Origin of the sequence: Nocardia sp. NPDC057668, from assembly GCF_042799795.1 — a bacterium.
GTDB lineage: Bacteria > Actinomycetota > Actinomycetes > Mycobacteriales > Mycobacteriaceae > Nocardia.
Genome location: NZ_JBHVIC010000001.1, coordinates 1368719 through 1392926 on the forward strand (window position 1 = coordinate 1368719; position 24208 = coordinate 1392926).

Genomic DNA, 24208 nt, shown 5'->3' on the forward strand with positions numbered 1-24208 from the left:
AAGGAGTGTCGCCATGATCGTCGTAGGCGTGGTAACCGCAGCGATCGTCTCGTTCGTGGTCAGCGCGATGCTGTACGCGACACCTCCCGTGGCCGCGCTGATCTCACGAACGAGCACTCCACGCCCCGGGATCGGCATGCCAGCGCAGATCGCGTTCGTCATGCTGCGCGGACTCGCCGCGGCCGCGGTACTTGCGGCGTTGCTGATCGCCGGTGACCGACACGGCGTCGGATCCGGGGCCGCGTTGGGCGCGCTGGTCGCGGTTCTGCCGGTGACCATTCTCAGCGGCGCGATCGTCCACGAGAACGTTCCCATTCCGACCGCGCTGGTTCACATGTCCGACTGGATCCTCAAGCTCGTGATCAGCGGCGCGGTACTCGGACTGTTCATCTGAGCCGAACTCGACAGGAGCATCATGACCACCGCACCGGGACCCCTCGACATCACCTTCAACGCCGTCCTCGGAAAAGTTCGCGCGGGCGACACGTGGACGTGTGTGCAACTCCCCGACTCGGCCCGCATATTCGGGACACGCGGGTTGGTCAAAGTGAAAGGGACGGTGGACGGTGTCGCATTCACCTCCTCGTTCATGGCGCTCGGCGACGGCACCCACAAGCTTCCCGTCGCCGCCGCTATTCGACGGCAGATCGGGAAGGGTGATGGGGATGAGGTCACCGTGCGGCTGACCGAACGATTGTCCTGAGCGGCAATCGGTCTCGTGGTTCAGGGGCCAATCATCAGGGTCGAGCAGGCGCCGTCCGCGCAATGATGTCCGCGGCGACGCGGTCGGGAGCTTCGATGTGCGGGCAATGACCTGCGTCGGCGTATTCGACCAGGTCGACGTCAGGTCGATCGCGCCGTAGTTCGGTGGCGATCGCCGCGCCGGAGACCGGATCTTGCATCCCCCACAGGAACGAAAGCGGAACTTCGGTGGTGGCCATCGCGGTTTCGAGGCGCTCACGGTTCGCCGCGCGTTCCGGGATGTACCGCAGCAGGCGACGGTGAATGTCCCGGCCGGGAGCGCCGGTGCGCAATGCTCGGTAGTGCAGCGCCGCGACGGCGGGATCCAACGGGTGCGAATCCGAAAACACCTCGCCCCACGACCGAATGAACAGTCGCTCATTGAGCGCGTATGCGAGCAATCTGCCGATGCCGGGTACGAGGGTCAGCTTCTGAATGGGCCGCGGGCGGTACAGCCGGGCATACAGCCCGTGGTTCAAGAGCACACACCGCGTGATCGTGAATGTCTTGACGGCGCGGGCCACCAACTCGGTGGCGACGATCGCGCCATAGTCGTAAGCGACCACCGACGGGTCCTGGATTTCGAGCTTGGCCAGGAGGGCTTCGACCAGGTCCGCCTGCTCGAAAATGCTGTACCGGTGATCGGCCGGTTTCTCGGTCGCGCCGTACCCGAGGAAGTCGAAGGCCACGACGGTGTGCCGCCGGGCCAACTCCGGTTCCAGCTCCGCCCATTCGAACGACGACGCCGGAAAACCGTGCATCAGCAGTAGCGCGGGCCCGCTGCCCGAGACTCGGACGAATACCCGCCGCCGTGCCCCGCGAACAATCAGTTCGATCATCTCGCCGCCATCGTGCCACCGGCGCAACGCATCTGGTTCGGACACCATCACTGCCTCTCCCGCCGCGCACGACACCGTGTCGGGCGCGCCCGTATCGTCACAGTCATGGGTGGTGGGGCACTTCCAGAAACGTGTGGTCGATGGTGACGCCCACGGCATGGGTGCGGGACGGGCACTGCCTCTACCTAGGTCCGCCACCGAGGGGCGACTTCCATTCCACCGCGACCGCGCAGCTCGTTGTGGGCGTCGACGCGCCGGTGGTTTTGCAGGCCGACGGACTGCCGGATATCGCTGTCGGCAGCGCGGTGATCCCGGCGCGGACGACCCATCGGGTTCATGCGCTCGGCGATTGCGTACTGCTCTGCTATTTCGACCCGGCAGGGAGCAGGTCCGCCCGAGATTTCGCGAGTCTGCGGCATATGCACGGGCCCATGGGAATCGGCCACCCGCGGGAAGAAGTGTTGATCGACGCGGTTTCCTGCGGGGCGGTCGACGTCGATGCCTTGCTGGGATTGGCGAGTCTGCCGGACGGTCGCCCGATCGACGCACGAATCCCGTTGGTGGCCGGTCTGATTCGAGCCGATCCGGCGCTGGCTCATCGCGCTGCGGCCCATGCGGCGGATCTGGGTCTGTCAACTTCCCACTTCCTGAGGTTGTTCGGCGAACAGACCTCGACCAGCTACCGCCGATACATCCAGTGGGCTCGGATAGTGCATGCCGCCACCGCGGTATCGCGCGGCTGCGACTTCTCCCGCGCGGCGAGCGATGCCGGGTTCTCGTCGCCTTCGCATTTCAGTGATGTCTTCCGGGCGGTGTTCGGGGTCACCCTCAGTTCGTTGGTGGCGTCGGGTCTTCAGTTCGGCTGATCAGTGTTCCGGACTTTGAGGTTCGCCCCTCGACGTGTCGGCTACCGAAGTCCGCACTCCCCGACTGTCGCGAGCCTGCCGAATCGGCCGTGCCGAAGGGGCCGCGATGCCAAGGAGACTGACGATCCGTACGGTGATCATCCATGGACCTCGGACTCGCCAATCTGATCGATCCTCGCCTCCTGCCTCTCGTCGACGACTCACACTCGTTCTACGAAAAGCGCACCGCCGGAAGAGGTCCCAATGGCGCGGAGGAGTTGCGCGCGATGCGGGCCGGCGCCGCCAAGCCTGCCCTCGCGAGTCCGCCACCCATAGAGGAGCTCGTCACCGCAAACGGGTGGACCGTCCCAGTGCGGATACACACTCCAGTGAACACCACGCCGAAAGGCGTGTTCCTGGAACTCCACGGCGGCGGCTTCTACATGGGTTCGGCCGCCGGCAGCGACGCCGCGAACCGCCGCCTCGCCGACGCCCTCGACGTCGCGGTTGTCAGCGTGGACTATCGACTCGCCCCCGAACATCCCTGGCCGGCCGCTCCGGACGATTGCGAGACCGCCGCACTCTGGCTTGTCGAGAACGCACAGGACCGCTTCGGCACGACGAAGCTCGCCGTCGGCGGGTTCTCGGCCGGTTCGACACTGGCGATGACGACGCTGCTGCGCCTGCGCAATCGAGGAGTCAGCGAATTCACCGGCGCCGTACTGCAGTTCGGAACATACGACCTGAGCGCCCAGACACCGGCCGGACGTCTGATCGCCGACGAGTACTTCCTCGCGGCCTACGCCGGGTCGGCTCCGGATCGCACGCACCCGGACATCTCCCCGATCTACGCCGACCTGTCCGGTCTTCCACCGATCCTCATGGTCGTCGGAGACGGAGACATCCTGCTCAACGACAATCTGTCCATGGCTGCTCGATTGTCGGCCGCCGGTGCGAGTGTCGATCTCCGGGTCTATCCCGGCTCACCCCACGGGTTCACAGGCCACCCCACACAGATGGCAAAGGCGGCGGTTGATGACATCCACATGTGGCTCGGCGACCGGTTGAACCTGACAGCCTGACTGGCGCGCTGTGGTCTACATGGTGGAAGGTCCTCGGCGACCACCAGATCGACGGGAGTCTGCGTATCCGACTCGCCACGGTCGGCCTCGAACTGCCAGTAGTTCGAGAATCTACTGCTGCAACACAAACCCCCGGTGGACCCTTGCGATGCAGGAATTCCGATCCGTGCGTTCACATCGTGAAGCGTGAGCCCTTCGACGCCCACAACATTCGACCGCGCTGGGTCAGTTGCCAGCCTCTATCCTGGGCGCCATCAATCAAGCCTCGGGCTTCGAGCCGTACGAGTACCCGACGCACCACGTCTGAACTCAACGACACACCCGGCCCGGACGGCGGCGATGCAACCTCGGTTGTGACGCGATCGAGGGTCAATCTGTCGCGGGCCAGGCTCAGCACACACAGCACCGCGTAGTCGGGCAGCGTCAGCGGCGTCATGCCGGACACCCACGCCGCCCGTCCGCATAGCGTGTGAATGTCGTACGCGGCCAAACTGTTTCGACATCACAGCACTGTGCCAAACGGTCCAGGGTCACCTCGTCCAGATGTACAGGCGAGGGAATGATGACGGCGTCCACGTCCGCCGCCCGCATCTGATCAACCAACCCCAGAGCACACTCGGCGGAAGGCCAAATCAGCCGATAGCCAAGTCTGCGGGCCAAGCGGTGACACTGCGCCGAGTCCCAATCGGAAGCAGTAGTCACATCATCGTTCACATAGCCGAGAGCAGTGGGTTCGCGCCTCATGATCCTTGGCCTCCTGCGCATTCGGACGCTTGCCAATTCGGTTGATCGCTCACCGCGAGCGAGGTGCGCTGAGCATGCCGTTGAAAGCGGCGCGGAACTGCCACAGAAACGCCACTTCGCCCTGGAGCGCTCGAATCGGTTGAGAGATCGGCGCAGCAGGCGCACGCTGAGTGCATGAGCCACGAGCGACATGTCAGTATCGGCGTGCGAATCGCCGAGGTGCGCAAACTCCGCGGGCTGACCCAACTCGTACTGGCGCGCAGGGCGAATGTTTCGTACTCGCTGCTACGCAAAGTCGAAAGCGGCGAGCGGCCCGCGAGCCACAGCCTCGTCTCCGCGGTGGCAAGGGCGATGTCGGTAGGTGTCGTCGATCTGACCGACCAGCCGTACGGATCGCGCAATGCCGAACCCAAGTCGGAACAAGCTGGAGTGCCGGCACTTCGACAGGCACTTGTGGAAGGAGACGACCCGGAGCTCGACACCCGGCCCCTGAGTCTGCAAGAGCTGACCACTGCGGTGGCAGAACTCAAAGCATGGGACCGCCGAACAAAACACGCGGAAGTTGTACGGGCACTGCCCAATGTTCTGCGACACCTGCACCATGCCCGCAACGAACTGCCCACCGCCGAGCGTCCGCGAGCCAACGAATTGCTCTCTGCCGCATACGCCAACGCGGTGGTCTCGCTATACCGACTGGGGCACTTGGACTTGGCGCACCTCGCCGACGAGCGCGCGCGAACTGCGGCCGAGCGCGGCGACGACCCGCTGCGGATCGCGACCAGCGAATGGAATCACGCACTGATCCAGCTGTTCGACGGATCGTATCGAGGCGGACTCCGATCGATCAGCAGAGCAAACACCCATGTCGATCTCGCCCCGAAGAGCGCCGCTGCGATGTCCGTGCGTGGGGCGTTGCATCTTCGTGCCGCTATCCTCGCCGCCAGGACCGGCGATACCGACCGAGCTGACGACTACCTCGATGCGGCGGACAGCTGTGTGGCACCGCGGCAGGAGCAGGCCAACCACTACAGCACCAAATTCAGCGCGGCGAACGTCGACATCCACCGCGTCGCGATCCCGGTCGAACTGTCCGACGGAACCACCGCGGTCTCGCGTGCGGCATCGATCCAGCTCCCTGCCACCACCGCACCCAGCCGCAGCGGTCACTACTTCATCGATCTCTCGCGAGCTTGGTTGCTGCACGGCGACCGCACTAAAGCTCTGGAGTCGCTCCACCGAGCACGCAAGATCGCACCCCAGCTGACGCGGTACCACCCCCAGGTTCACGAAACTGTGCACGCGTTGGCGATCAGCGACGTCCGCTCGACCGACACTCTGGCCGGCTTTGCGGCGTGGTGTGGGATCCGCAGCTGACACCATGGACCCATGAACGATCAAGGCGCCCCGGTCCTTTACGCCATCGTCACCGGATCACCCGCAGCCCGCGATGTCGGGAAGCTCGTCGATCTGGCCCAGGCCGACGGCTGGGATGTGTGCGTTATCGCGTCACCCGACGGCAAACGCTTCATCGATGCGGACGCGCTCGCCGCCAAAACTGGTCACCCCGTACGCAGCCAGTACAAGGAGCCCGACGCGCCCGATGTCCTCCCGCCCGCTGACGCCATGATCGTCGCTCCGCTGACGTGCAACTCGCTCGCGAAATGGGCGGCGGGAATCTCCGACACGCTCCCCCTCGGGCTGCTTGTCGAAGCTGTCGGCAAGAGGATTCCGGTCGTCGCGATGCCGTTCTCCAACTACGCGCAGATCAGCTTTCCAGCGCTTCAGGAAGCGATGCGGAAGCTGTCGGAGTGGGGGGTCACGATGCTTGTCGGGGACGAGGTCTACAGGCAGCATGAACCGGGAACTGGAGAGAACTACATTCACTTGTTCCCTTGGGACATCGCTTGGAGTGCGGTCCCGAGGCATCCGTGGTTCGCGAGCGAATGCCCGCTGGTGAAATGACGTTCCGGGCGTGCTTCCGCGGCTCGCGCATAGCAGTTCGGCCAGCACGGGTCACGGCAGGATTCATGCGTTCTGTACTCACCAACACAGTTCGCCAACGTTGACGAACTGCCTACTCCGCGATCCGAGTGACGATTTCGACGTCAGAGGCTCCTGTTCAGCCTCCCACTCGCTCCTATCGATCGGACGTGATCAGGGTTTTGGTGATGTCGGCTACCTGCTCCGGGGCTATTGCGGCCCACTGCGCGAGCACATCCGTCCAGCCGCGGGAAAGCGTCAGAGCGTGGCCGATATAGAGTTGCGCGCCAACTCGATCACCTCCTCGGGCCAAACCGCACGCGACGGCGGTCAGGGCTGTTGGCTTGCCGTCGGCACTGTCTGGCATCGCGGTCGCGATCCGGACTGCCGCTGAGACATCGCCGATCTCGGCATAGGCTTGGGCCAGCCATGGCAGTGCCGCGGAGGAGAGGGCGGTATCAGAGATTTCGAGTTCATTCGTCCGCGCCTCCACTTTTCGCGCCATCCGCTGTGTTAACTCGATATTCTTCTGGCGTGCAGCCGCATTCGCGATCTTCCCCCAGATACTGATAGTCTTTCGCGAAGCTTCCTGCGGTGATCCGATCAGGTCGGTAATCTCTGATCGGCGGTCTGATGCAAGCTGCGCAGCCGCGAGATCGGGAAACCCTCGCGTGCCGATGAGAGTCTGCGACGTCATCTGCTGAGCGAGGTCCAACCGATGAGTGATCGAGAGCGCCCGGTCGGTGTGGCCCATTCGTGCGAGCTCACCCGCAATTATCAGTGTTACAAGGGATTTGAGCGGTTCATTGAAATCCAATCGATTGCGCCACGACAGCGCTGCGTCTTCGTTACCCTCTGCGGTCAACACAGTGGCGGCATTGATTACTGCCGTTTCGAAGTCGGAGCCCTCAAACGTCTCGGCCAACTCAAGCGCGCGGTGAAAATCACCTACGACACAGTGCGCCGCGATCGCATTCACCAGAAAACCGTTGGGTGTGAACGTCACTGCCCAGTCGGCCTTATCGACGAGATGATTGGACCCATCAATTATTTCGCGGGCACGATCGAAACACTTCACGGCGCAGAGAAGGCGGGCGGCTGCGAGCCATCGTGTCGCACGCGTATGCGGCAGGCATTGATCTGATGCCTGCAAGCCGCGCTCAATTAATAGGGTTGCGCCGTCGAATTGTTTTGCACGCACCTGAATTCCGGCGACGAACAAGAATGCCGCGGCGCTGTGCTCGGACGGTAGTCGAATCTCGTCGATGAGTTTGGCTGCGCGCCCAGTGCAGCCTGCCTCCGCGACGGCCACTGCAATTTCGATGAGTGCGCGCGAATCGATCCACTGTCGCAGCGGCCGCACCGTGTTCTCGCAGTCCAGGGCTGTATCCCTGGCTCGCTCAAGGTCACCCGCATCGATATATGCCTGTGCAACCACGGCGAGTTGACGCGCACGCCCCACAAACGACGAGAAATTCTGGGCGACGTCGTGCGCACGACCGATCTCACCTTGAGTGACTAAAACGTTGATGAGCGCTTCGTGAGCCACTCCGCGGTGGTAGATCGTTAGAGTTGGAAACGCCTGTTCGACAACGTAGTCGAGAGACCCCAGCTCGACGGCAGCTTGGAGCACGGCCTGAAGCACGATCGGGCCGTCGTCGACTAAATCACCGATCTGAACCGACTGGAATCGAGCCAGAATGCTGTCGGGATCATCCCCTCCGTAGAATAAGGCTCTCGCGACAATTGCTACCGCCTCGGCCCGCTGTCCCGAATAAAGCAGCTGGGTCCAGCGAAGAGCGTCTTCATACCAGCCGCAGTCGATCGCCGCCTGCACCATAGCAAGTCCGTAAACAGCGAATTCCGAATCCAGCTCCATCCTATCGGCCAGAGTGTGTGCTCGGTCGATCTGCCCGCCCAGGGCGCATGCCAACCCGAGCACAGGTCGGATATGTGATGCATGCTGGGAGTTAGTGTCATGCGCTAGCGTCCACGCACGGTCGAGCATCTCATACCCTGCGCCGATCCCACGGCGAAGGAGCGCGCAAGCTATCGTTGCCTCCACAAGAACCAGCCCGAGTGGTTTTATTACGCGCTCGACGACTTTCTCAATTGCATCGATCCGACCGACTTCGACCATTTCGTCAATAACCACGAAAAGGAAGTCCGGCAGGCGCACAAGCGCATACGCATCTGTCCGGATCAGTTCGACCACCGCCGAGATGCCGTCGGCCGTCATCACCTGCTGCACAATCGAGCGGAAGGCTGTCTGACGCAAGTCGTGCTGATGAATTCTTTCGGCGAATTCTTCAGCACGCCCATAGGTTCCCTCTGCAACGAGGGCGAACACGATCTCAAGATTCACGCGTCCACGATACGAGCGGGAAATCTGATCGGCGAAGTCGATCGCAGAGTCGATCCGGCCGGCCCTCGCGAGGCCAATCGCCATCTGCTCGGTGGTGAGGTCTTGCTGGGGCAGTGCCGCGTAGCCTGCGACCAATTCGATCGCTCGATCAAATCTCCCGGCTGCAAACAACCCTCGCACCAGTAGTGCGAGTGCTTCGTCCTGTGCGTCCGATTCCCGCCCGAGCGCAATCGCTTCGGCCCGGCGCCAATCTCCCAGGCCTGCCCAGACGCCGACAAGTTCGACCGGTAACAGCGAGCCGTGAAAAGTGAGCACCGCTCGTTCGTGCGCCAATGTTGCCATTCGCAGCAGATCGGGCTTTCCCGTTGTCAGCTCGAGCTCGGCTGCCCACCGGATCTCCCGCAGCACCGCTACTTCCCCGCCGGTGCGCCGCAGGAGCAATGCTTGCCGTGCAGGATCCAAACCCAGCTCGATCAGTTGCTCGATCTCACCGGTTGAGCGAAGCATTCGTGCGTAGCCGTGTGTCAGGTACTCCGGTGTGTGATCAGGCCACCCTCGTCGTCGGTAGCCCACAACCCAGTCGTGAAGCTCCTCGCGGAGCGCACACAACCGTCGATTGCCGAGAGTATTCTCTGCGACCTGCTGGAGTGTTTCGTGTGCGAAAAGATATGAGATCTTCCCTGCTTCGCGCTGGCTCCGCGTCTGAAATGTCCTGCCCGAGACACCCGTAAGGAAGTCGTCGATTCGGTATGGCGGAAGCTGTGTCAGTTCCTCCAGGTCACCGGCGGTCAGGCCACCCAGTGCAGCCGCAAGCAGGCCGACCACGTGCTGCTCGTCCCGACCACCACGCAGCAGCCTCCGCAATTCAAGCGTTGCGGAGCGCTTGATGTCGCGTGCGGCTGCCGACGGAACGAGCACGCGGATTCGACAGCGACGCAGTGGATGATCCTCTGGAACATCCAATGGTACAGGTGGATTGGATCGTCCCGCGACGATTACCCGGAGGGCGGGATGTGGCGACCGAGGAAGCAACGACGCGATGCTCGGGTCACCGGTGTCCTCGTCCAAGCCGTCGATCACCAGGACCAGACGCCGACCCGCTGACGCTGCGGCGTCGGAGGCAGATATCAAAAGGCGGCGGCGCAACGAATCGCGTGTGCTGATTGTTGTTGGCGCAGGGATCTCCTCGTCAGGCAGCAAAGACGACAGCTGTTCGATGAGTGCGTCGGTGAATGCCGCATGATCGGACTGACCCGCGAACCGGGCCGTAATGAAGAAGCTCACTACGTCCATGTTCTGATTGGACTGCAGGACGAATGATGTCATCAAGGCCGACTTACCTGCCCATGGTCCGGCCTGCCACCACACGTATTCTTCTTCGCCCCAACAGAATCGCTCGAGCTCGTCCAGCTCAGAGTCACGGCCGAGCAATTCCACCGAGGGCGCAAGCTCTCGAACCACCATCAGATAGGAAGGCTCTGTCGTAGCTCGACGCCATTGTTGGTTGCGGGTCAGCGCCAGCGATGCTGCAGTATTTCGGCCGCTGGACTTCGGCCGAGGTCCACCAGCTCGGCGCAGCGCGGATTCGAGGATCGGAAACAGCGTATCCATCGTGAGATACTGGCCAGCGGTCCGGTGCCCTGACTGGAGAATGTCCAATAAGGTCCCGGTGAAAAGAGTACAGCCCTGCGGTCCATCGGTGAACGCGAGCCGATTGCCGCTTGCCGTCCCGGTCGCGGTGAGCACATAAGTTCCCTCAACCTCGGCCAATTCCTCCAGCATAGCGCCATCATCAGCGGCGGAAAGCACACCGGAATTGTGGGCCGTGCCGCTTTGACAACAGTCAAGGATGACAATCCTGATCGCGGCAGTCGCTCGCCGCATATGGTCCCTGATCAGACCATAAGAAACCGTGGTGTATGCGCCCAGGTGGTGACGAGATCCTGTATGCGTCAACTGCAGTTCGCCACCCCCTACCACGCCATGCCCAGCGAAATAGAAGAGCAGCAGGTCTTCTGCCTCATCGACCGCACGATTGAGAGCACTCGCGAAGTCGCCTCCATCGCGAGGGTCGTGGACTACCTCGACATGCTGAAGGCCCGTTTGCGACCGGAGAAAGCTTGACAGCTGGACAAGATTCCGTCCAACTTGGGTAGTTGTTGCGAATCCTGAGTCGGCACTGTAGTTTTCGGTGCCGACCAGAACAGCCCGCGACCGGGCGCTATCCGGCAGTCGGATCATCGGGGGCTTGCGCCAGTTCGATCGCGGCTCGTACACTGTCGTCAGTGACGGCTCGGCCGTCAAGCTCGATGGCAATCTTGCCAATAATCAAACGTGCTTTAGGTTTTCGAGCCGCGATCCAAGTGGTGACGCATGCGGTCACAGCACCGAGAAGCGGCTTGGAGTCCACGACGATCTGGATGAGCTCCTCGGCCCCGAGACGCCCATCTTCAGGCGGGATCTGTATCAGATTCTTGCGCATGGTCCGCAGCTCGTCGTCGTCGAGCATCGCCGCATAGAGCGAGTGCAGCTCGGAGACGGCGTCGTCACATTCCGAGATCGACAAGACCACTTCATCGGTCACAGCGCATCCTCCCCAGTAAGTCGGTGTTCCGAGAGTGTATACGGCGAAACCCGCTCTGCCCCTGCCGCACCCGCTTGGGTGCCGACGGTCTTCCGGACACCAGCAGTGAGGCGGGATACTCACCCCACGGGATGAGCCTGCAATGCCTCCAGCACATCCACCTGAGTTCCGCCAACCCGCGGTCGAGCCCACTCGCGGGTGACCGTTCGCCGAAGTGGGAGTACCACCCGGCATCCCTCGGCGGATCCGCATCCGGACCTGCTCAACTGCTAGTTCCGGGCGAGAACACCCGATCAGCTGTGGCGCTTGGGCATCACCCAATACCGCACGCGTGATGGCCGGGCGTTCTGCTCGGTGCTGTTGGACGCGTTCTCGCACCGCATCGTCGACTGGTCGATCACCGACCGTTGAGGGCCGAGTAGACCTGCGGCGCTGGCCCGAGCCCGGCAGACCATTGCCCATTCCGATCACGGTACCCAATAGACCAGTTGGTCTTCGGACAACGCCTACGCAGGGGCCGGCCTGCTTGGATCGATGGATTCGATCGGGGACCGTTTCAACAACTAGTGTTTAAGCACAATGCAATTGGAACTACAGTGCGCCTGACCATGGCCGGCAAGAAGGGAGCTGAGCACCGCCATCTTCGACTACATCGATTCGAAGGCACTCGAGGAACCGAGAGGCTCAGTCCCGTCGCCTACAAACAAGCCCACACCACCGCCCGTGCGTCTCAATATCCGCACAGCCAACCACGGGGGAACCGCAGGAGCTCTCAACGGGCATTTAGGTTGTGTCTTGAACAGCGTGTTCGACCGAAGTTGTTGCCCACGTTGGCATATAGGTGAGGTCTCCGGTACTCGGATTAGCGAGGAAGCAAATCTGAACAGCCGGAGACCTGGTGCCCAGCGTGACGGTGGCGGGGCGAACGAACCTGACCGATGCGCATTGGGCTCGATTGGAGCCTCTGTTGTCCTGCGCGAAGTAGGTGGGACGCCCACCGAAGTGGACGAAACGCCAACTCACAGAGGGGATCCGATGGCGCACCCGGCAGAGGCGCCGTGGCGTGACGTTCCCGCCAAGTACGGGTCCTGGCAAGCAGCCTATGGACTGTTCCAACGCTGACAGTAGGCCGGATCGTGGGCGGTGATCCTGACCTTGCTACAGCCCGATTCGACGCCGCCGGAGCGATCGACTGGCACGTCAGTGTCGACCTCGACAACCGCGCGGGCCCGCCGCAGGCATGAACGCCAAACCGAAACCCCCGGCCGGGTCGGGTCATTACGAGCCGGCCGACCACGGGTCGAGGTGTTCGCGGGGCCGACGGACCGGCAAGCTGCATCTGGCATGTGAGCAGGGTTGCCGGGTGTTGTCGGTGAGGCTCACCGCGAGCCAAGCCGATGACAGTCCCAGTTCCGTGAAGTACTCAAGGGCATCTCGGTGGCGGTCGGCCGCGGGCACGAAACCGGAGTTTGCGTCCAGCAGAGTGGTGTAGCAGTTCCTGGATCGGCCGGTCAGGTCGATCCCCGGACATGAGGGTGGTCACCGCGTGATTCTTCAAGAGACCGCCAAAGTCACTGAAGAAAGAAAGATCACGCGATGACCGATATCGAGCCTATCGACCCTGCCAGGATGCTGTCCGAACAACTGAGCACCGCGAGCCCGGATCTGCTGCGAAATATGATGTCCACGTTCATCGCGGCCCTGATGAGCGCCGAGGCCGACACAGTCTGCGGTGCCGGCTACGGCGAACGCAGCGGCGACCGCGTCAACCACCGCAACGGCTACCGCCACCGCGACTTCGACACCCGCGTCGGCACCATCGACCTCGCGATCCCGAAACTGCGGTCGGGAAGCTATTTTCCGGACTGGCTCCTGGAACGCCGCAAACGCGCCGAACGCGCCCTGACCAGCGTGGTCGCGACCTGCTATCTGCTGGGTGTGTCGACCCGCAGGATGGAGAAACTCGTCGAATCCCTCGGTGTCACAGCACTGTCCAAATCGCAGGTCTCGATGATGGCCCGCGATCTCGACACCCAGGTCGAAGCGTTCCGCACCCGCCCCCTCGATCAAGGCCCTTACACGTTCCTCGCCGCCGACGCCCTCGTGCTCAAGGTCCGTGAGAACGGGCGCGTGGTCAACGTCCACGCCCTGATCGCCACCGGCGTCAACACCGACGGCTACCGCGAAATCCTCGGGCTCCAAGTCACCTCCGGAGAAGACGGCGCCGGCTGGCTCGCGTTCTTCCGCGACCTGGTCGCCCGCGGCCTGAGCGGAGTCCAGCTCGTGACCTCCGACGCCCACGCCGGCCTGGTCACCGCGATCGGAGCCACCTTGCCCGGCGCGTCCTGGCAACGCTGCCGCACCCACTACACCGTCAACCTGATGTCGATCTGTCCGAAGTCCTCGTGGCCCTGGGTTCGGACCTTGTTGCATTCGGTGTTCGATCAAGCCGACACCGAATCGGTTGCCGCTCAATACGATCGAATGCTCGACGCCCTGGGCGAGAAACTCCCGAAAGTCGCCGACCACCTCGACAATGCTCGCGCGGACCTGCTGGCGTTCACCGGGTTCCCGAAGCAGATCTGGCGTCAGATCTGGTCGAACAACCCCCAGGAGCGGTTGAACAAGGAAATCCGGCGACGCACCGACGTCGTCGGGATCTTCCCCGACCGCGGCTCGATCATCCGCCTCGTCGGGGCTGTCCTGGCCGAACAACACGACGAATGGATCGAAGGCCGACGCTACCTCGGACTCGACGTCCTGGCCCGCTCCCGCGGGCTCACCGCCACCGACAACCAGGAGGACCCCGCACCCGCAGAACTCACCGCCTGACCCACACCCCGGATCATGCGGTGACCACCCCACCTACACCACGCATTTGGACTTGACCATCTTCGACGCGGAAACCGCGCTACGCGAGGCAGTGCTGGACCCGACCACCCAGTTTCTCACCACTGCCGCGTCGACACCTCGATCGAGCAGATCGACCAGCGCGGCAGCCCGCGGCCCAATGACCAGCAGCGTGTTCGGGGGCGCCTCGCGGTCTTGCCCTGCCGTGATGACCACCGATTCGCCCTAGATCGCTGTTCCATGTTGCCGAATATCGAGTGAATACCGCTGGGGTCGCGTGCCAAAGTGTTCGATGTGAGCGACGACTATCGCATACTGAACAAAGCCAATTGGGATGAGCGAGCGCCGGCACACGCCGCGTCCCCCGACTACGACCTTCATCGATTTCTCGACGAACCGGACTTCATCAGCCCCGTAGTGCGCTTCGATCAGCCGCTGCTCGGCGACGTGCGCGGGCTTCACGCGGTCCACCTGCAATGTCACATAGGCACCGACACACTCTCCCTGGCCCGGCTCGGTGCGACTGTGACCGGCCTCGACTTCTCCGCCGCGTCGCTCACACAGGCCCGACAGCTAGCCGAACGTACCGGCACGCCAATCGAATTCGTGGAGTCCGACGTCTACGATGCCGAAACCGCGCTCGGCGCTGAACGATTCGACCTGGTTTACACCGGCGTTGGTGCGCTGTGCTGGTTGCCGAGCGTGCGGCGCTGGGCCGAGACCGTCGCGGGCCTACTGCGCCCGGGCGGTCGGCTGTTCATCCGCGAGGGGCATCCGATGCTGTGGGCGACGGACGAAAAGCACACCGACAAGCTGGTTCTGGGCTACCCGTACTTCGAACTGCCCGAGCCGATGGTGTTCGCCGACGAGGGCACCTACGTCGACACCGATGCCGAGTTCGAGGCCACCACCACCCACGAGTGGAACCACGGCCTCGGCGAGATCGTCACCGCCGTACTCGACGTGGGTCTAACTCTCACGGGGCTGACCGAGCACGCCAGCGTGCCGTGGAACGCGCTGCCCGAGCAGATGGAACAAGGCCACGATGGGGAGTGGCGACTGTCCGCGCACCCCGAACGCCTACCGCTCACCTACACCTTGCAAGCCCGCAAACCCCGTCCCGACTCCGACTGAATGATGCGTGCGCCACAAGCGGGATCGCTCAGTTCACCCGGCTATTACGGCTTCACGGACCGATCCGTCTGCTAGCGCCTGTGCCGCCGCGCCGGGAGGTTAGCTATGAGCCTCTCGAGCCGACGGCATCCTCATGGCCGCCGCTTCACTCGACAAGGCCTGAACGGCGAGCGAAACACGGTTCGCTATCGCACGAAAAAGGCTGGCCATCCACGGAAACCGTGTCTGACCAGCCTTTTTGTCTGTGGTCCCAGCTGGGATCGAACCAGCGACCCCTCGCGTGTGAGGCGAGTGCTCTCCCGCTGAGCTATGAGACCGTGCGGGTGCCTTGCGGCGGGTGTCCGGGGCCGGTGTTTGTGCCGGTCCGAACGAGAAAGAACATTAACACGCACCCCCGGCGTCTCACCAAATCGCGTGCACAACGGCGTAAAACCGGCCTCCTACCGGGGAGACACACGGCCGGGTGGCATGTCTGGAGTGTCCACCTCGAGGACTCCCCTTTCCATCGGGCTGCACGACACAGGGATAGCCGCGCACCGATCCAGCCGCCCCGGTCAGCAGTGGCTGTGGCGACAGCGCCTATGGCGGCGACCCACCCCGCGGCGGCTGCGAGTTTGCCGGCGCCGACCGTGCTGCGACCCGCGCGCACCCACACGCGGGCAGGAGAACCCGCAGGCGCCAACCAACCCCGCAGATTCCCGGCGGCCACAACCCCACCCCCACACGTCACGAACTACACCCCTGTAGTTCACATTTACCCCCTTTCACCAGGCGATTTGTTGTCCACAACCATCGTCGGCTAATGTTCTTTCTCGTCAGCCGGACAGCCGAGAGGCGCCGGGGACAGAATGCGGATGTAGCGCAGTGGTAGCGCATCACCTTGCCAAGGTGAGGGTCGCGGGTTCGAATCCCGTCATCCGCTCGAAGGCCAACCGGCCTGGGTTGGCGGTGTGGCCGAGTGGTGAGGCAACGGCCTGCAAAGCCGTGCACACGGGTTCGATTCCCGTCGCCGCCTCTTAGTAAGAGGCACCAAGCAAGCGCGATTAGCTCAGCGGGAGAGCGCTTCCCTGACACGGAAGAGGTCACTGGTTCAATCCCAGTATCGCGCACCAGAACAGCGAGAAGGACCCGGTTCACACCGGGTCTTTTTTGTTATTCCGGGCTCTGATCAGGACAGGAAGCGCCGACCGTGGCCAAGCCGAACCGCAAGCACCGGGCAGCCAAGCTGGCTGCCAGGCAGGGCGGGGCCGAGTTCTGGGCGATCTTGAACGGCGGGGCCGATCGGCCGCCTACCGCGCAGGAGATCGGGAACGCGCTGGTCGAGGTCGCGTTGCAGACCGTGCGGCTCGGGAACTCGGGGGCGGTGTTCGCGCGGACCTTCGGGGCGCAGCTCGCGGGAGAAGAGCAGCTCGCGGCGGAGATCGCGCACGGCGCGGGGCTCGCCGGGCAGCGGGTCATCGCGGCGGTATTCGAGAACGGCTGGCTGCCGGCAGATGTGTGGGAGGCCGCGCGGCGGCGGGTCGACGAGTTCGCGACCGGCCTGCTGCTGGATTCGATGGCCGCCTATATCGAGCCGTTCGCGCGGGAATCGGTCGACGAGACCTGGCTGGCGCAGCTCGAGGACATCGGCGCGCGCACCTGGTGGTCGCGCGAGGAACCGCATTTCGAGCAGTGGGCCACACGGCAGATGCTCACCCGTGAGGAAGCGCTGACCACCGTCGTCGAGGCGCTCGCGCTGCTGGTCGGACTGCCGAAGATGGAACGTATCCGGGCCCTGCCGGGTAAGGCCCGGCCGCGCACCGAGACACCGCATCACATCGACGAGAAGGCGCTGAGCCGGGTGCGGGGGCTGCTGGCCAAGGCCGAGTCGACGTCGTTTCCCGAAGAGGCCGAGGCACTCTCGGCCAAGGCCCAGGAGCTGATGACCAAGTACGCCCTGGACCGCGTGCTGGTCGAGGCGGACGCCGCGGCCCCGGATCTGCCGGGCGCACGGCGCATCTGGCTCGATACGCCCTACGTCGATGCCAAGGCGCTGCTCATCGACGTCGTCGCCACCGCGAACCGGTGCCGCGCGATCTTCGCCTCGGACTGGGGATTCGTCACCATCGTGGGGGACGACGCCGATCTGGACGCGGTCGAGCTGCTGTCCACCTCGCTGCTCGTGCAGGCCACGCGCGCCATGATCGCCAGCGGGAACAAGGAATCCCGGAGCGAGGAGGCGCGCAGCCGGGCCTTCCGCAAGGCGTTCCTGGTCTCGTACGCCACCCGGATCGGTGAGCGACTGGCGGCCGCCACCGCGGCGACCATCGCGGAATCGGCCGCGCCGGAACGCCTGCTGCCGGTGCTGGCCTCGCACGAGATCGCGGTGAACGCGGCGTTCGAGGCGCTGTTCCCGCGCAGTCGCAGCCGGGGCATCGCGATTCGCAGCGCCGAGGGCTGGGACGCCGGGCGCGCGGCGGCCGACCGCGCCCGGCTCGACTCGCGGCGGCCGATCGACAAATGACCCCGGGCACATCCCCATTGACCATTCGCGCTGATCGGGATCGAGGTTCGCTCATGTGCAGACTGCTCGGTAGGCTTCAGCACCGTTGTGCCACGGTGCTGTGCTGCCGCGGCGACGAACGGTAGGAGGTTCGCGTGCCGTTGCTGCGCGGAGATGTAGTGGCCGGGTACACCGTTGAGCGACGGCTCGGGGTGGGCGGCATGGGGTCGGTGTATCTGGCCCGCGACGCGGCCGGCCGGCCGGTGGCGCTCAAGGTGCTCGACGACGTGTTCGCGACGCGGGTGCGCGCCGCCTCGACCGCCGGTGGCGAGCGGCCGTGGGCGAAGTTCGCGCGGGCGGCGCGGGGGCTCGAACATCCGAACATCGCGCGCGTGACCGCTACCGGAACGCCGGCGGATGAACCGCTGTGGATCGCAACCGAATTCGTCGACGGCATCGATGCCGGGCAGCTACTCAGGCACGGGGTGGTGGATCCGGGCCGGGCGGTCGAGGTGATCGAGGCTGCCGCACGGGCGGTGGGGTACGCGCGTTCGGCGGGTGTCCGGCACGGGGACATCCGGCCGTCGAATCTGCTTGTCGGCCGCGACGATCGGGTGCTGGTGACGGGCTTCGGGCTCTCCGACACCTTCGGGGACGCCGGGCGGGCCGACCCGGCCACCTTCGCCTATGCCGCGCCCGAGCGGTTCTCCGGCGGCGCGCTGGACGAGCGCTCCGAGGTGTACGCGCTGGGCTGCGTGCTCTACGAATTGCTGACCGGCAGTACGCCGTTCCCGCACGCCGATCCGGCGGCGGTCATGGCCGCGCATCTGGGCACGGTTCCCGCCGCGCCGAGCACCTTGCGGGGCGTGCCCGCCGCGTTGGACGCGGTTGTCGCGACGGCCCTGGCCAAGGATCCGGACGGGCGCTTCGCGAGTTGTCAGGCTTTCGCTCTCGCCGCGGCCGCGGCGTTGACGACGACCGCGCCCACGGGGCAGAGCCTCGCACCGGTCGTCGCCGATTCCAGCGTGGCCACCCGGGATTTCGCGACCGCTGTACCCCTGCTGACCGAGACACCCGGGATCGCCGCCCCTGCGACGCGGACCGCGCCGGACAACCCCGAGGTTCCCGAGGTCGCACACCGGCCGCGGACACCGAGCCGCCCTGTCCCCGCACCGCCCAAGCGGTCCCGTACCACCCGGATCCTGACGGCGGCCGGATCGGCCGTCATGCTCGTCGGCACCCTCGTGCTGATCGCCATGGAGATGGATCCGGGCCGGGATCAAGCCGTCGCCGAACCGGTGGGCACGTCGGCGGCACCCACCACCTCGAGCGCCGCGCCGACGGCGATCGCGCCCACCGCCGCTCCCCCGGTGTCGGCCGCGAACGCCGTCAAAGCCGTTGCCCCGGCGCCGGAGTCTTCGCCGCCGCTCACCTCGACGACGCTGCCCTCGGTGACCGACGTGCCGGTCACCATCGAGCCGTCGGTCACCGCCGAGCCGCTGCCCGCCGTCACGCCCACGTCCGAACTCGCCGCGCCCGTCACCACGGATGTCCCGATCGCCCAGGACATCGACTCCATGGCCCGGGCCCAGTGCCCCGGCTACGTCACCCTGGTCCGTGAGCACGGGACCGACGGCGCGCTGGCGGTATTGCAGAGCCAGCCCAGCTGGACCCTGGACCCCGGTCAGGGCCGAGCCGTACTGCAGGAGGCCCTTCGACTGTCCGATGCCGGACAGTGCGGGTGAGCGGTGGCCGGCTCGGCAACCGCGGCCGAGTTCTCGCGCCGTTTGCGCTCTCCCGCCCGAACACCCGGCACACCGCCGCGTTCACCGGTCGGGAATGGCCACCCAGGACTCCGTGAGAGCCGCGCGGAACAGCTCGCGGCTGTCCTCCTCGCCCAGACGCGCGAACCTGGTGAACGGCGCGGCGCCCAGCAGCCGGCCGACGGAGATGGCCGCGCCGGATCGTTTGAGGTCGTAGAGCTTTTCGAAGCGGCGGATCCCGAAGGTGACGTCGTGGCGTAGCGCGGACAATCGGGTCGCCACCCGGCCTTCGCGGCGGTGATCGTATTCGCCCAGGGCCAGGAAGCGGTCGTCCACGATCAGCATGCCCGTCACGCCCCGGGCGTGTTCGCCCTTCACGACGAGGTTCTCCACGCCCGCGCGCGTCAGCCGCCAGAGTTTGTCCTCGTACGGCCAGAGTTCCTCGATGGCGTCCAGGATGTAGATGCGCCGCATGTCCACGCGCGCGGCCCCGCTCCTGGAGGCGATTTCGACCATGGCCGCGTGATAGTCGTCGCCCGCCTCGCCGCCGATCGAGCCCAGGGCGGCGACGTGGACCGCCCGGACCGAGCGAGTGGCCTGCGCCAGGATCGTCAGCCAGTCGCGGACGGTGTTCCACTCCCAGATGGTGGCGCTGCTCGACGGCACCTGCGCCAGTGCCTCCTCCGCGCGCCGCAGCTGCCGAACGGCGATGGCGTGCAGCGGTTCCGGGGCCTGCTCCGCCTCGATCAGGCTCTGCGCGATGTCCAGCGCCCGGGTGGCGGCGGCGGGATCGCGACCGAGCAGGACGTTGAATCGCATACGGAGAGCGTCCAAGCCGGCGTCGGCGGCGTCCGGCGGGTGGGTGACGCGGCCGGTGGCGGGCAGACTCTCGCCCAGGACCAGGCTGAGCCGCTCGCGCAGGGAGAGCTGGGGTATCCGGGCGCCGCTCTCGATCTGCTGAATCAGGCTGCGGGAGCACTGGACCCGGTCGGCCAGCGTCTGCTGGGTCAGCCCGCGCTCCTTGCGGAGCCTGCGGATCAGCTCCCCGATCGGCTCGCCCATCGAACCCGCGCGTGCCATCCCCGGCCCCTTACCGATGCCCACGGTGTGTCATTCGAGCGTAGTTCGTGGCACCGGACGCCACCAGAGATCCGATGATTCAGGGCCGCGCCTGGCAATACGCCGATTGCCCGGGCAATTGTCACGGGACGGCAGGCAATTCGATGGATGCCACCGATTCGCGGTCGTAGGTTTGCCGGGAACACACCCGCACCGAAGAGGCGAAACACTATGGCGCTCACAGTAACCGAGTGGCTGATCACCAGTGACACCACGCCCGAGACCGCCCATTACATTCCGACCGCGCGGGGCGGGGAATGGGTCTTGAGCTGGCTGCCGGATCGCGCGCTGAATCGCGAGCAGGCCATCAGCGGAATGGTGCTGGACGAATTTCTGAGTGATCCCGCGCCGGCCGATGACGTCTTCGCGCTGGAATTGGCCGATGTGCGCGCCGCGCAGTTGGGCATCGAGCTCGAGGACGCGATCCTGCGGCTGTGCGCCCGCATGCTGGAGCGGGTCGAGCCGCCCGCGATGGTTCCCGCCGCACCGCACGCGTGGCGCATCCGCGAATTCACCGTCCCGCACCGAGTTCGGTTCGCCGCGCTCTCGATCGCCGCGGTGCTCGCGCGCACGCTCTACGCCGTCGCCACGCTCCCCTCGCTGTGCTTCGTCGGGGCGGCGCTGATCGTCTCCCGCCTCACCGACAGCGGCTGGGCGCTGGTGACAGCCACCCTCGCCACCGCGACCCTGGCCGGGGTCCTGACCCTCATCCAGATCGCGTGAATCGCCGCCCGGGCGTTCGAATCCCGCGCAAGGGGCCCGGCAGCCGCCGGGCCCCCGCTCTACTGCTCCGGCCTATCGCCGGCCGAGATCAGCGGGCGGACGCACTGGCCGACAGGCTGCCGAGCACCCCGTCCCAGTAGCCGTTGCCGAACGCGCTGCCCAGCTGGGCGGCGGTGCTGCCCGTGCTCACCGAGCCCGCACCGATGGCATTGCCCAGATCCTCCGCCGACCCGGTGGTCACGGGCACGTCCGCGGGGGCCGCGTCGACCTCGGAGGCCGTGAGTGGAACCCCCTCCGCACCAGCCGTGCCCGCGATACCGCCGAGGAAGGCGCAGGCGGCTACACCGACGAGAATGGTTCGTTTCATGAAGTTGTCCTCTTATCTCGAGCCGAGGCATCGCGGGGCTCTCCCCGCTCCGCCGGAGAGAGCATATGAAAGAGGAGCGGTTCAGACTACGGTTTCGGAAGACCCCAATATTTGGGCCGTGCGTTTGTGAGCTATCGCGTGTTTGTCGCGACACGCCAGGCCAACACGAGGAGAACCTCCGCCCACGGAGCAGGAAGCCCCTAGCCGATGTTCGGGTCGCTGGGTAGGATTCCGCACCGTTACGCCTCGGGTTTGCATTACCGCGGCCCGGGATGGTAGGAGGTGCGCGTGCCGCTGCTGCGCGGAGATGTGTTGTCCGGCTACACCATTGATCGACTGATCGGTGAGGGTGAGCTGGGGGCGGTGTATGCCGCCCGCGACTCGAACACGGGGCGGATGCTGGCGCTCCGCGTCATCGACGATGATTTCGCAGGTAGAGACGGTGCGCGGGCGCGTTTTAGGCGCGAGGCCGCGCTGCTGGTCGGGGTCGATCATCCCAATATCGCCTCGGTGGACGACTACGGCGCGGCGACCGACGAACAGCTCTGGATCGCCGGGCAATTCATCGACGGGGTCGACGGCGCGCAGTTGCTGGAGAATGGCCCGATCGCGCCCGGGCGGGCGGTCACTCTCATCGCGGCGGCCGCTCCGGGGCTCGATCACGCGCACCGCGAAGGGATTCTGCACGGGAACATCAAGCCCGGAAATCTCATCGTGCGACAGGACGGCGGTGAACTCCGGGTACTGGTCACCGATTTCGGCATCGCGCGGGCGCTCGATGATCTGGGCACCGCCAGCTACGCCTACACCGCGCCCGAGCGGTTCGCGAACGATCTTCCCGTCGACCATCGGGCCGACGTGTATTCGCTGGGCAGCGTGCTCTACGAGTTCCTCACCGGACGAACGCCCTTCCCGCGGACGGATCCGCAGGCGGTGCAGATCGCGCACCGGAGGGTGGCGCCGGTCGCGCCGAGCCTGGTGCGGCCCGAGCTGACCACGGCGTTCGACGAGGTGATCGCCACCGCGCTGGCCAAGGATCCCGAGCAGCGCTATCAGAGCTGCGGGGCGCTGGCGGACGCGGCGCTGGCGGCGCTGACCGACGCCTCGCTCGGGGCTTCGGGGCTGGGCGGGATCACCCGGCAGGCGGCCCCGGAGGCGTTCGCGGCCGTCGCGGCCCCGCCCGCTCCGCCGGTGGTCAGTGCGCAGGCGCGCAACGCTTTTCGCGGCAGCGGGGTGATGCTGAGCGCGGCCGCCGCGGTACTCGTGGTCGGCATCGTGTCGGTGATCGCGGTGGAGATGAATCGTGACACCGACAGACCCGGGGTGGCGATTCCGGCCGCCACGTCGGCGGTCGCGTCGAGCACCGAGGTGACCGCGCCGCCCGCGGCGACCGAGCCGCTCCCCGAAGTGCCACCCGGCGAGTTGGCGATCCCGGCCGAACCGCTGCCCGAGGGCGTGCTGCCCGAGCCGACGGTCGTCACCGAACCGCTTCCCGAGGCGGTTGTCCCGGCTCCGGTCGAGCCGCTGCCGGACGCGAGCCTGCCTGTGCCACCCGTCGAGCCGGCCCCGGAGACGACGGCACCCGCGACCACGGCGCCCGAAACCACCGTGCCGGAGACGACCGCGGCCGAGCCGCTGCCGCAGGAGACCATTCCCGCGCCGGTCACCACCGAGCCGCTCACCGAAACCACGCTGCCGGAGCCGTTGCCGCCGAGCTCGGACATCACCGCCATCGCACAGGCGCAGTGCCACGGGTACGTGACGCTCGTGCAGCAGAACGGCGAGGCGGGTGCGCTGGCCATCGTGGAGAGTCAGGCGGCTCAGTACCTCGAACCCGTGCAGGATCCCGCGGTGGTGCGCGAGGCCATTCGATTGGTCGCCACCGGACAGTGCGCGGGGTGATGGTCCGCGCACCACGAATAGCCCCGTATACAGGCGATTTGCTATTTGACCCTGTTTGTCCCTAAAGTTCTGTCCCGCAAGCCGATCGGGTCACGAGCCCGGGCGAGCAGGCGGATGTAGCGCAGTGGTAGCGCATCACCTTGCCAAGGTGAGGGTCGCGAGTTCGAATCTCGTCATCCGCTCAACGGGGGAACACGCGCGATTAGCTCAGCGGGAGAGCGCTTCCCTGACACGGAAGAGGTCACTGGTTCAATCCCAGTATCGCGCACCATGATTGGCGGAAGGGCCCGGTTCACACCGGGCCCTTCCGCCGTTCGAGGCAGGGGATACTCGAGGGGTGAGTCGAGAGGATCTGCCCGAGCCGGACGAGCGGCCGGAGTTGGGGATGCGGCCGGCGTGGCGGTTGACGTGGTCGCCGTGTTTTCCGGTCGCGGCGATGGTCGAGGGGCACGTATGGGTGCTGCGGCTCAACGGCTTTCCCGATCATCCGATGTGGACGCTGTTCGTGGACGGGACGCGGCGGTTCGACGTGGAGGCGATGCCGGAGAGCTGGGGGCGGCCGCTCCGGATCGGGACGCGGCCCGCGGGGCCGAGGGCGGCTCGGCGGATGCTCGCCGGGGTGCGCGAGTACACCGTGTACGGGAGCGAAGTCGGGGATCCCTGCGAGGATCCGTTCTGCTGCGGGTAG

At 65.5% G+C, this 24208-nt stretch carries 20 protein-coding genes and 6 tRNA genes; 18 read left to right on the forward strand and 8 right to left on the reverse strand.

All coding sequences use genetic code 11. The features are described 5' to 3' along the window. Nucleotides 1–13 precede the first annotated feature (13 nt). Together ACFVBH_RS06295 and ACFVBH_RS06300 are read left to right on the forward strand one after the other, a co-directional pair. Nucleotides 14–394, forward strand: coding sequence for a DUF1761 family protein (locus ACFVBH_RS06295; protein WP_379000289.1), 381 nt, complete (start codon nt 14–16; stop codon nt 392–394). A 21-nt stretch (nt 395–415) separates the two neighbouring features. Then, nucleotides 416–703 carry a DUF1905 domain-containing protein gene (locus ACFVBH_RS06300; RefSeq protein ID WP_379000291.1) on the forward strand — a complete coding sequence of 96 codons (288 nt, stop codon included), beginning with the start codon at nt 416–418 and terminating at the stop codon, nt 701–703. A gap of 34 nt (nt 704–737) precedes the next feature. Here the strand turns inward: ACFVBH_RS06300 and ACFVBH_RS06305 are convergent, their stop codons facing one another. Then, complete coding sequence (locus ACFVBH_RS06305; RefSeq protein ID WP_379000293.1) at nt 738–1580, reverse strand: alpha/beta fold hydrolase; 843 nt, start codon at nt 1578–1580, stop codon at nt 738–740. A gap of 239 nt (nt 1581–1819) precedes the next feature. On the opposite strand from ACFVBH_RS06305, the gene ACFVBH_RS06310 reads away from it, so the two are divergent. Together ACFVBH_RS06310 and ACFVBH_RS06315 are read left to right on the forward strand one after the other, a co-directional pair. Then, nucleotides 1820–2446, forward strand: coding sequence for a helix-turn-helix transcriptional regulator (locus ACFVBH_RS06310; protein WP_379000295.1), 627 nt, complete (start codon nt 1820–1822; stop codon nt 2444–2446). Between the two features lie 143 nt (nt 2447–2589). Next, a complete protein-coding gene (locus ACFVBH_RS06315) occupies nt 2590–3507 on the forward strand; it encodes an alpha/beta hydrolase (protein ID WP_379000297.1) in 918 nt (305 codons plus the stop codon). Between the two features lie 172 nt (nt 3508–3679). Here ACFVBH_RS06315 and ACFVBH_RS06320 read toward each other — a convergent pair whose 3' ends face one another. Further along, entirely contained in the window at nt 3680–3943 is a 264-nt protein-coding gene (locus ACFVBH_RS06320; RefSeq protein WP_379000299.1) for a hypothetical protein, read from the reverse strand. Nucleotides 3944–4425: 482 nt separating this feature from the next. On the opposite strand from ACFVBH_RS06320, the gene ACFVBH_RS06325 reads away from it, so the two are divergent. Together ACFVBH_RS06325 and ACFVBH_RS06330 are read left to right on the forward strand one after the other, a co-directional pair. Then, nucleotides 4426–5625 carry a helix-turn-helix domain-containing protein gene (locus tag ACFVBH_RS06325; protein WP_379000301.1) on the forward strand — a complete coding sequence of 400 codons (1200 nt, stop codon included), beginning with the start codon at nt 4426–4428 and terminating at the stop codon, nt 5623–5625. A 12-nt stretch (nt 5626–5637) separates the two neighbouring features. Beyond that, nucleotides 5638–6213 carry a flavoprotein gene (locus ACFVBH_RS06330; RefSeq protein ID WP_379000303.1) on the forward strand — a complete coding sequence of 192 codons (576 nt, stop codon included), beginning with the start codon at nt 5638–5640 and terminating at the stop codon, nt 6211–6213. Between the two features lie 175 nt (nt 6214–6388). On the opposite strand, the gene ACFVBH_RS06335 is transcribed toward ACFVBH_RS06330, so the two are convergent. Then, a complete protein-coding gene (locus ACFVBH_RS06335) occupies nt 6389–10837 on the reverse strand; it encodes a caspase family protein (RefSeq protein ID WP_379001613.1) in 4449 nt (1482 codons plus the stop codon). Next, complete coding sequence (locus ACFVBH_RS06340; RefSeq protein ID WP_379000305.1) at nt 10818–11180, reverse strand: hypothetical protein; 363 nt, start codon at nt 11178–11180, stop codon at nt 10818–10820. The genes ACFVBH_RS06335 and ACFVBH_RS06340 overlap by 20 nt, the downstream gene beginning before the upstream one ends. 1596 nt (nt 11181–12776) lie before the next feature. Between ACFVBH_RS06340 and ACFVBH_RS06345 the strand changes: the two genes are divergently transcribed. After that, nucleotides 12777–14012: an IS256 family transposase gene (locus tag ACFVBH_RS06345; RefSeq protein ID WP_379000308.1), complete on the forward strand. Its 1236-nt coding sequence runs from the start codon at nt 12777–12779 to the stop codon at nt 14010–14012. 33 nt (nt 14013–14045) lie between these two features. On the opposite strand, the gene ACFVBH_RS06350 is transcribed toward ACFVBH_RS06345, so the two are convergent. Further along, on the reverse strand, nt 14046–14246 hold the full coding sequence (locus ACFVBH_RS06350) for a hypothetical protein (RefSeq protein ID WP_379000310.1): 201 nt from the start codon (nt 14244–14246) through the stop codon (nt 14046–14048). A 78-nt stretch (nt 14247–14324) separates the two neighbouring features. Here ACFVBH_RS06350 and ACFVBH_RS06355 point away from each other — a divergent pair, with 78 nt between their 5' ends. Further along, nucleotides 14325–15164, forward strand: coding sequence for a class I SAM-dependent methyltransferase (locus ACFVBH_RS06355; protein ID WP_379000312.1), 840 nt, complete (start codon nt 14325–14327; stop codon nt 15162–15164). 245 nt (nt 15165–15409) lie between these two features. On the opposite strand, the gene ACFVBH_RS06360 is transcribed toward ACFVBH_RS06355, so the two are convergent. Further along, nucleotides 15410–15481 (reverse strand) — tRNA-Val (locus tag ACFVBH_RS06360). Nucleotides 15482–16014: 533 nt separating this feature from the next. Here ACFVBH_RS06360 and ACFVBH_RS06365 point away from each other — a divergent pair. From ACFVBH_RS06365 to ACFVBH_RS06385, 5 genes are all read left to right on the forward strand, one after another. Further along, nucleotides 16015–16086 (forward strand) — tRNA-Gly (locus ACFVBH_RS06365). A 22-nt stretch (nt 16087–16108) separates the two neighbouring features. Continuing rightward, a tRNA-Cys gene (locus ACFVBH_RS06370) sits at nt 16109–16179 on the forward strand. Nucleotides 16180–16201: 22 nt separating this feature from the next. Beyond that, nucleotides 16202–16276, forward strand: a tRNA-Val gene (locus ACFVBH_RS06375). A gap of 77 nt (nt 16277–16353) precedes the next feature. Further along, complete coding sequence (locus tag ACFVBH_RS06380; RefSeq protein WP_379000314.1) at nt 16354–17667, forward strand: DUF2786 domain-containing protein; 1314 nt, start codon at nt 16354–16356, stop codon at nt 17665–17667. Between the two features lie 134 nt (nt 17668–17801). Then, nucleotides 17802–19391 (forward strand): protein kinase, encoded by a 1590-nt coding sequence (locus ACFVBH_RS06385; protein WP_379000316.1) that lies wholly within the window; start codon nt 17802–17804, stop codon nt 19389–19391. 81 nt (nt 19392–19472) lie between these two features. On the opposite strand, the gene ACFVBH_RS06390 is transcribed toward ACFVBH_RS06385, so the two are convergent. After that, complete coding sequence (locus tag ACFVBH_RS06390) at nt 19473–20489, reverse strand: helix-turn-helix transcriptional regulator (protein WP_379000318.1); 1017 nt, start codon at nt 20487–20489, stop codon at nt 19473–19475. A gap of 210 nt (nt 20490–20699) precedes the next feature. Between ACFVBH_RS06390 and ACFVBH_RS06395 the strand changes: the two genes are divergently transcribed. Next, nucleotides 20700–21251: a hypothetical protein gene (locus ACFVBH_RS06395; RefSeq protein ID WP_379000320.1), complete on the forward strand. Its 552-nt coding sequence runs from the start codon at nt 20700–20702 to the stop codon at nt 21249–21251. A gap of 88 nt (nt 21252–21339) precedes the next feature. On the opposite strand, the gene ACFVBH_RS06400 is transcribed toward ACFVBH_RS06395, so the two are convergent. After that, entirely contained in the window at nt 21340–21618 is a 279-nt protein-coding gene (locus ACFVBH_RS06400; protein WP_354984146.1) for a hypothetical protein, read from the reverse strand. 288 nt (nt 21619–21906) lie between these two features. Here ACFVBH_RS06400 and ACFVBH_RS06405 point away from each other — a divergent pair, with 288 nt between their 5' ends. The 4 genes from ACFVBH_RS06405 to ACFVBH_RS06420 all read left to right on the forward strand — a co-directional run bounded on the left by ACFVBH_RS06405 (nt 21907) and on the right by ACFVBH_RS06420 (nt 24208). Then, entirely contained in the window at nt 21907–23520 is a 1614-nt protein-coding gene (locus ACFVBH_RS06405; RefSeq protein WP_379000323.1) for a protein kinase, read from the forward strand. Between the two features lie 110 nt (nt 23521–23630). Further along, nucleotides 23631–23702 (forward strand) — tRNA-Gly (locus ACFVBH_RS06410). 14 nt (nt 23703–23716) lie between these two features. Then, nucleotides 23717–23791: transfer RNA gene (locus tag ACFVBH_RS06415), tRNA-Val, on the forward strand. A gap of 66 nt (nt 23792–23857) precedes the next feature. Beyond that, entirely contained in the window at nt 23858–24208 is a 351-nt protein-coding gene (locus tag ACFVBH_RS06420; protein WP_379000325.1) for a hypothetical protein, read from the forward strand.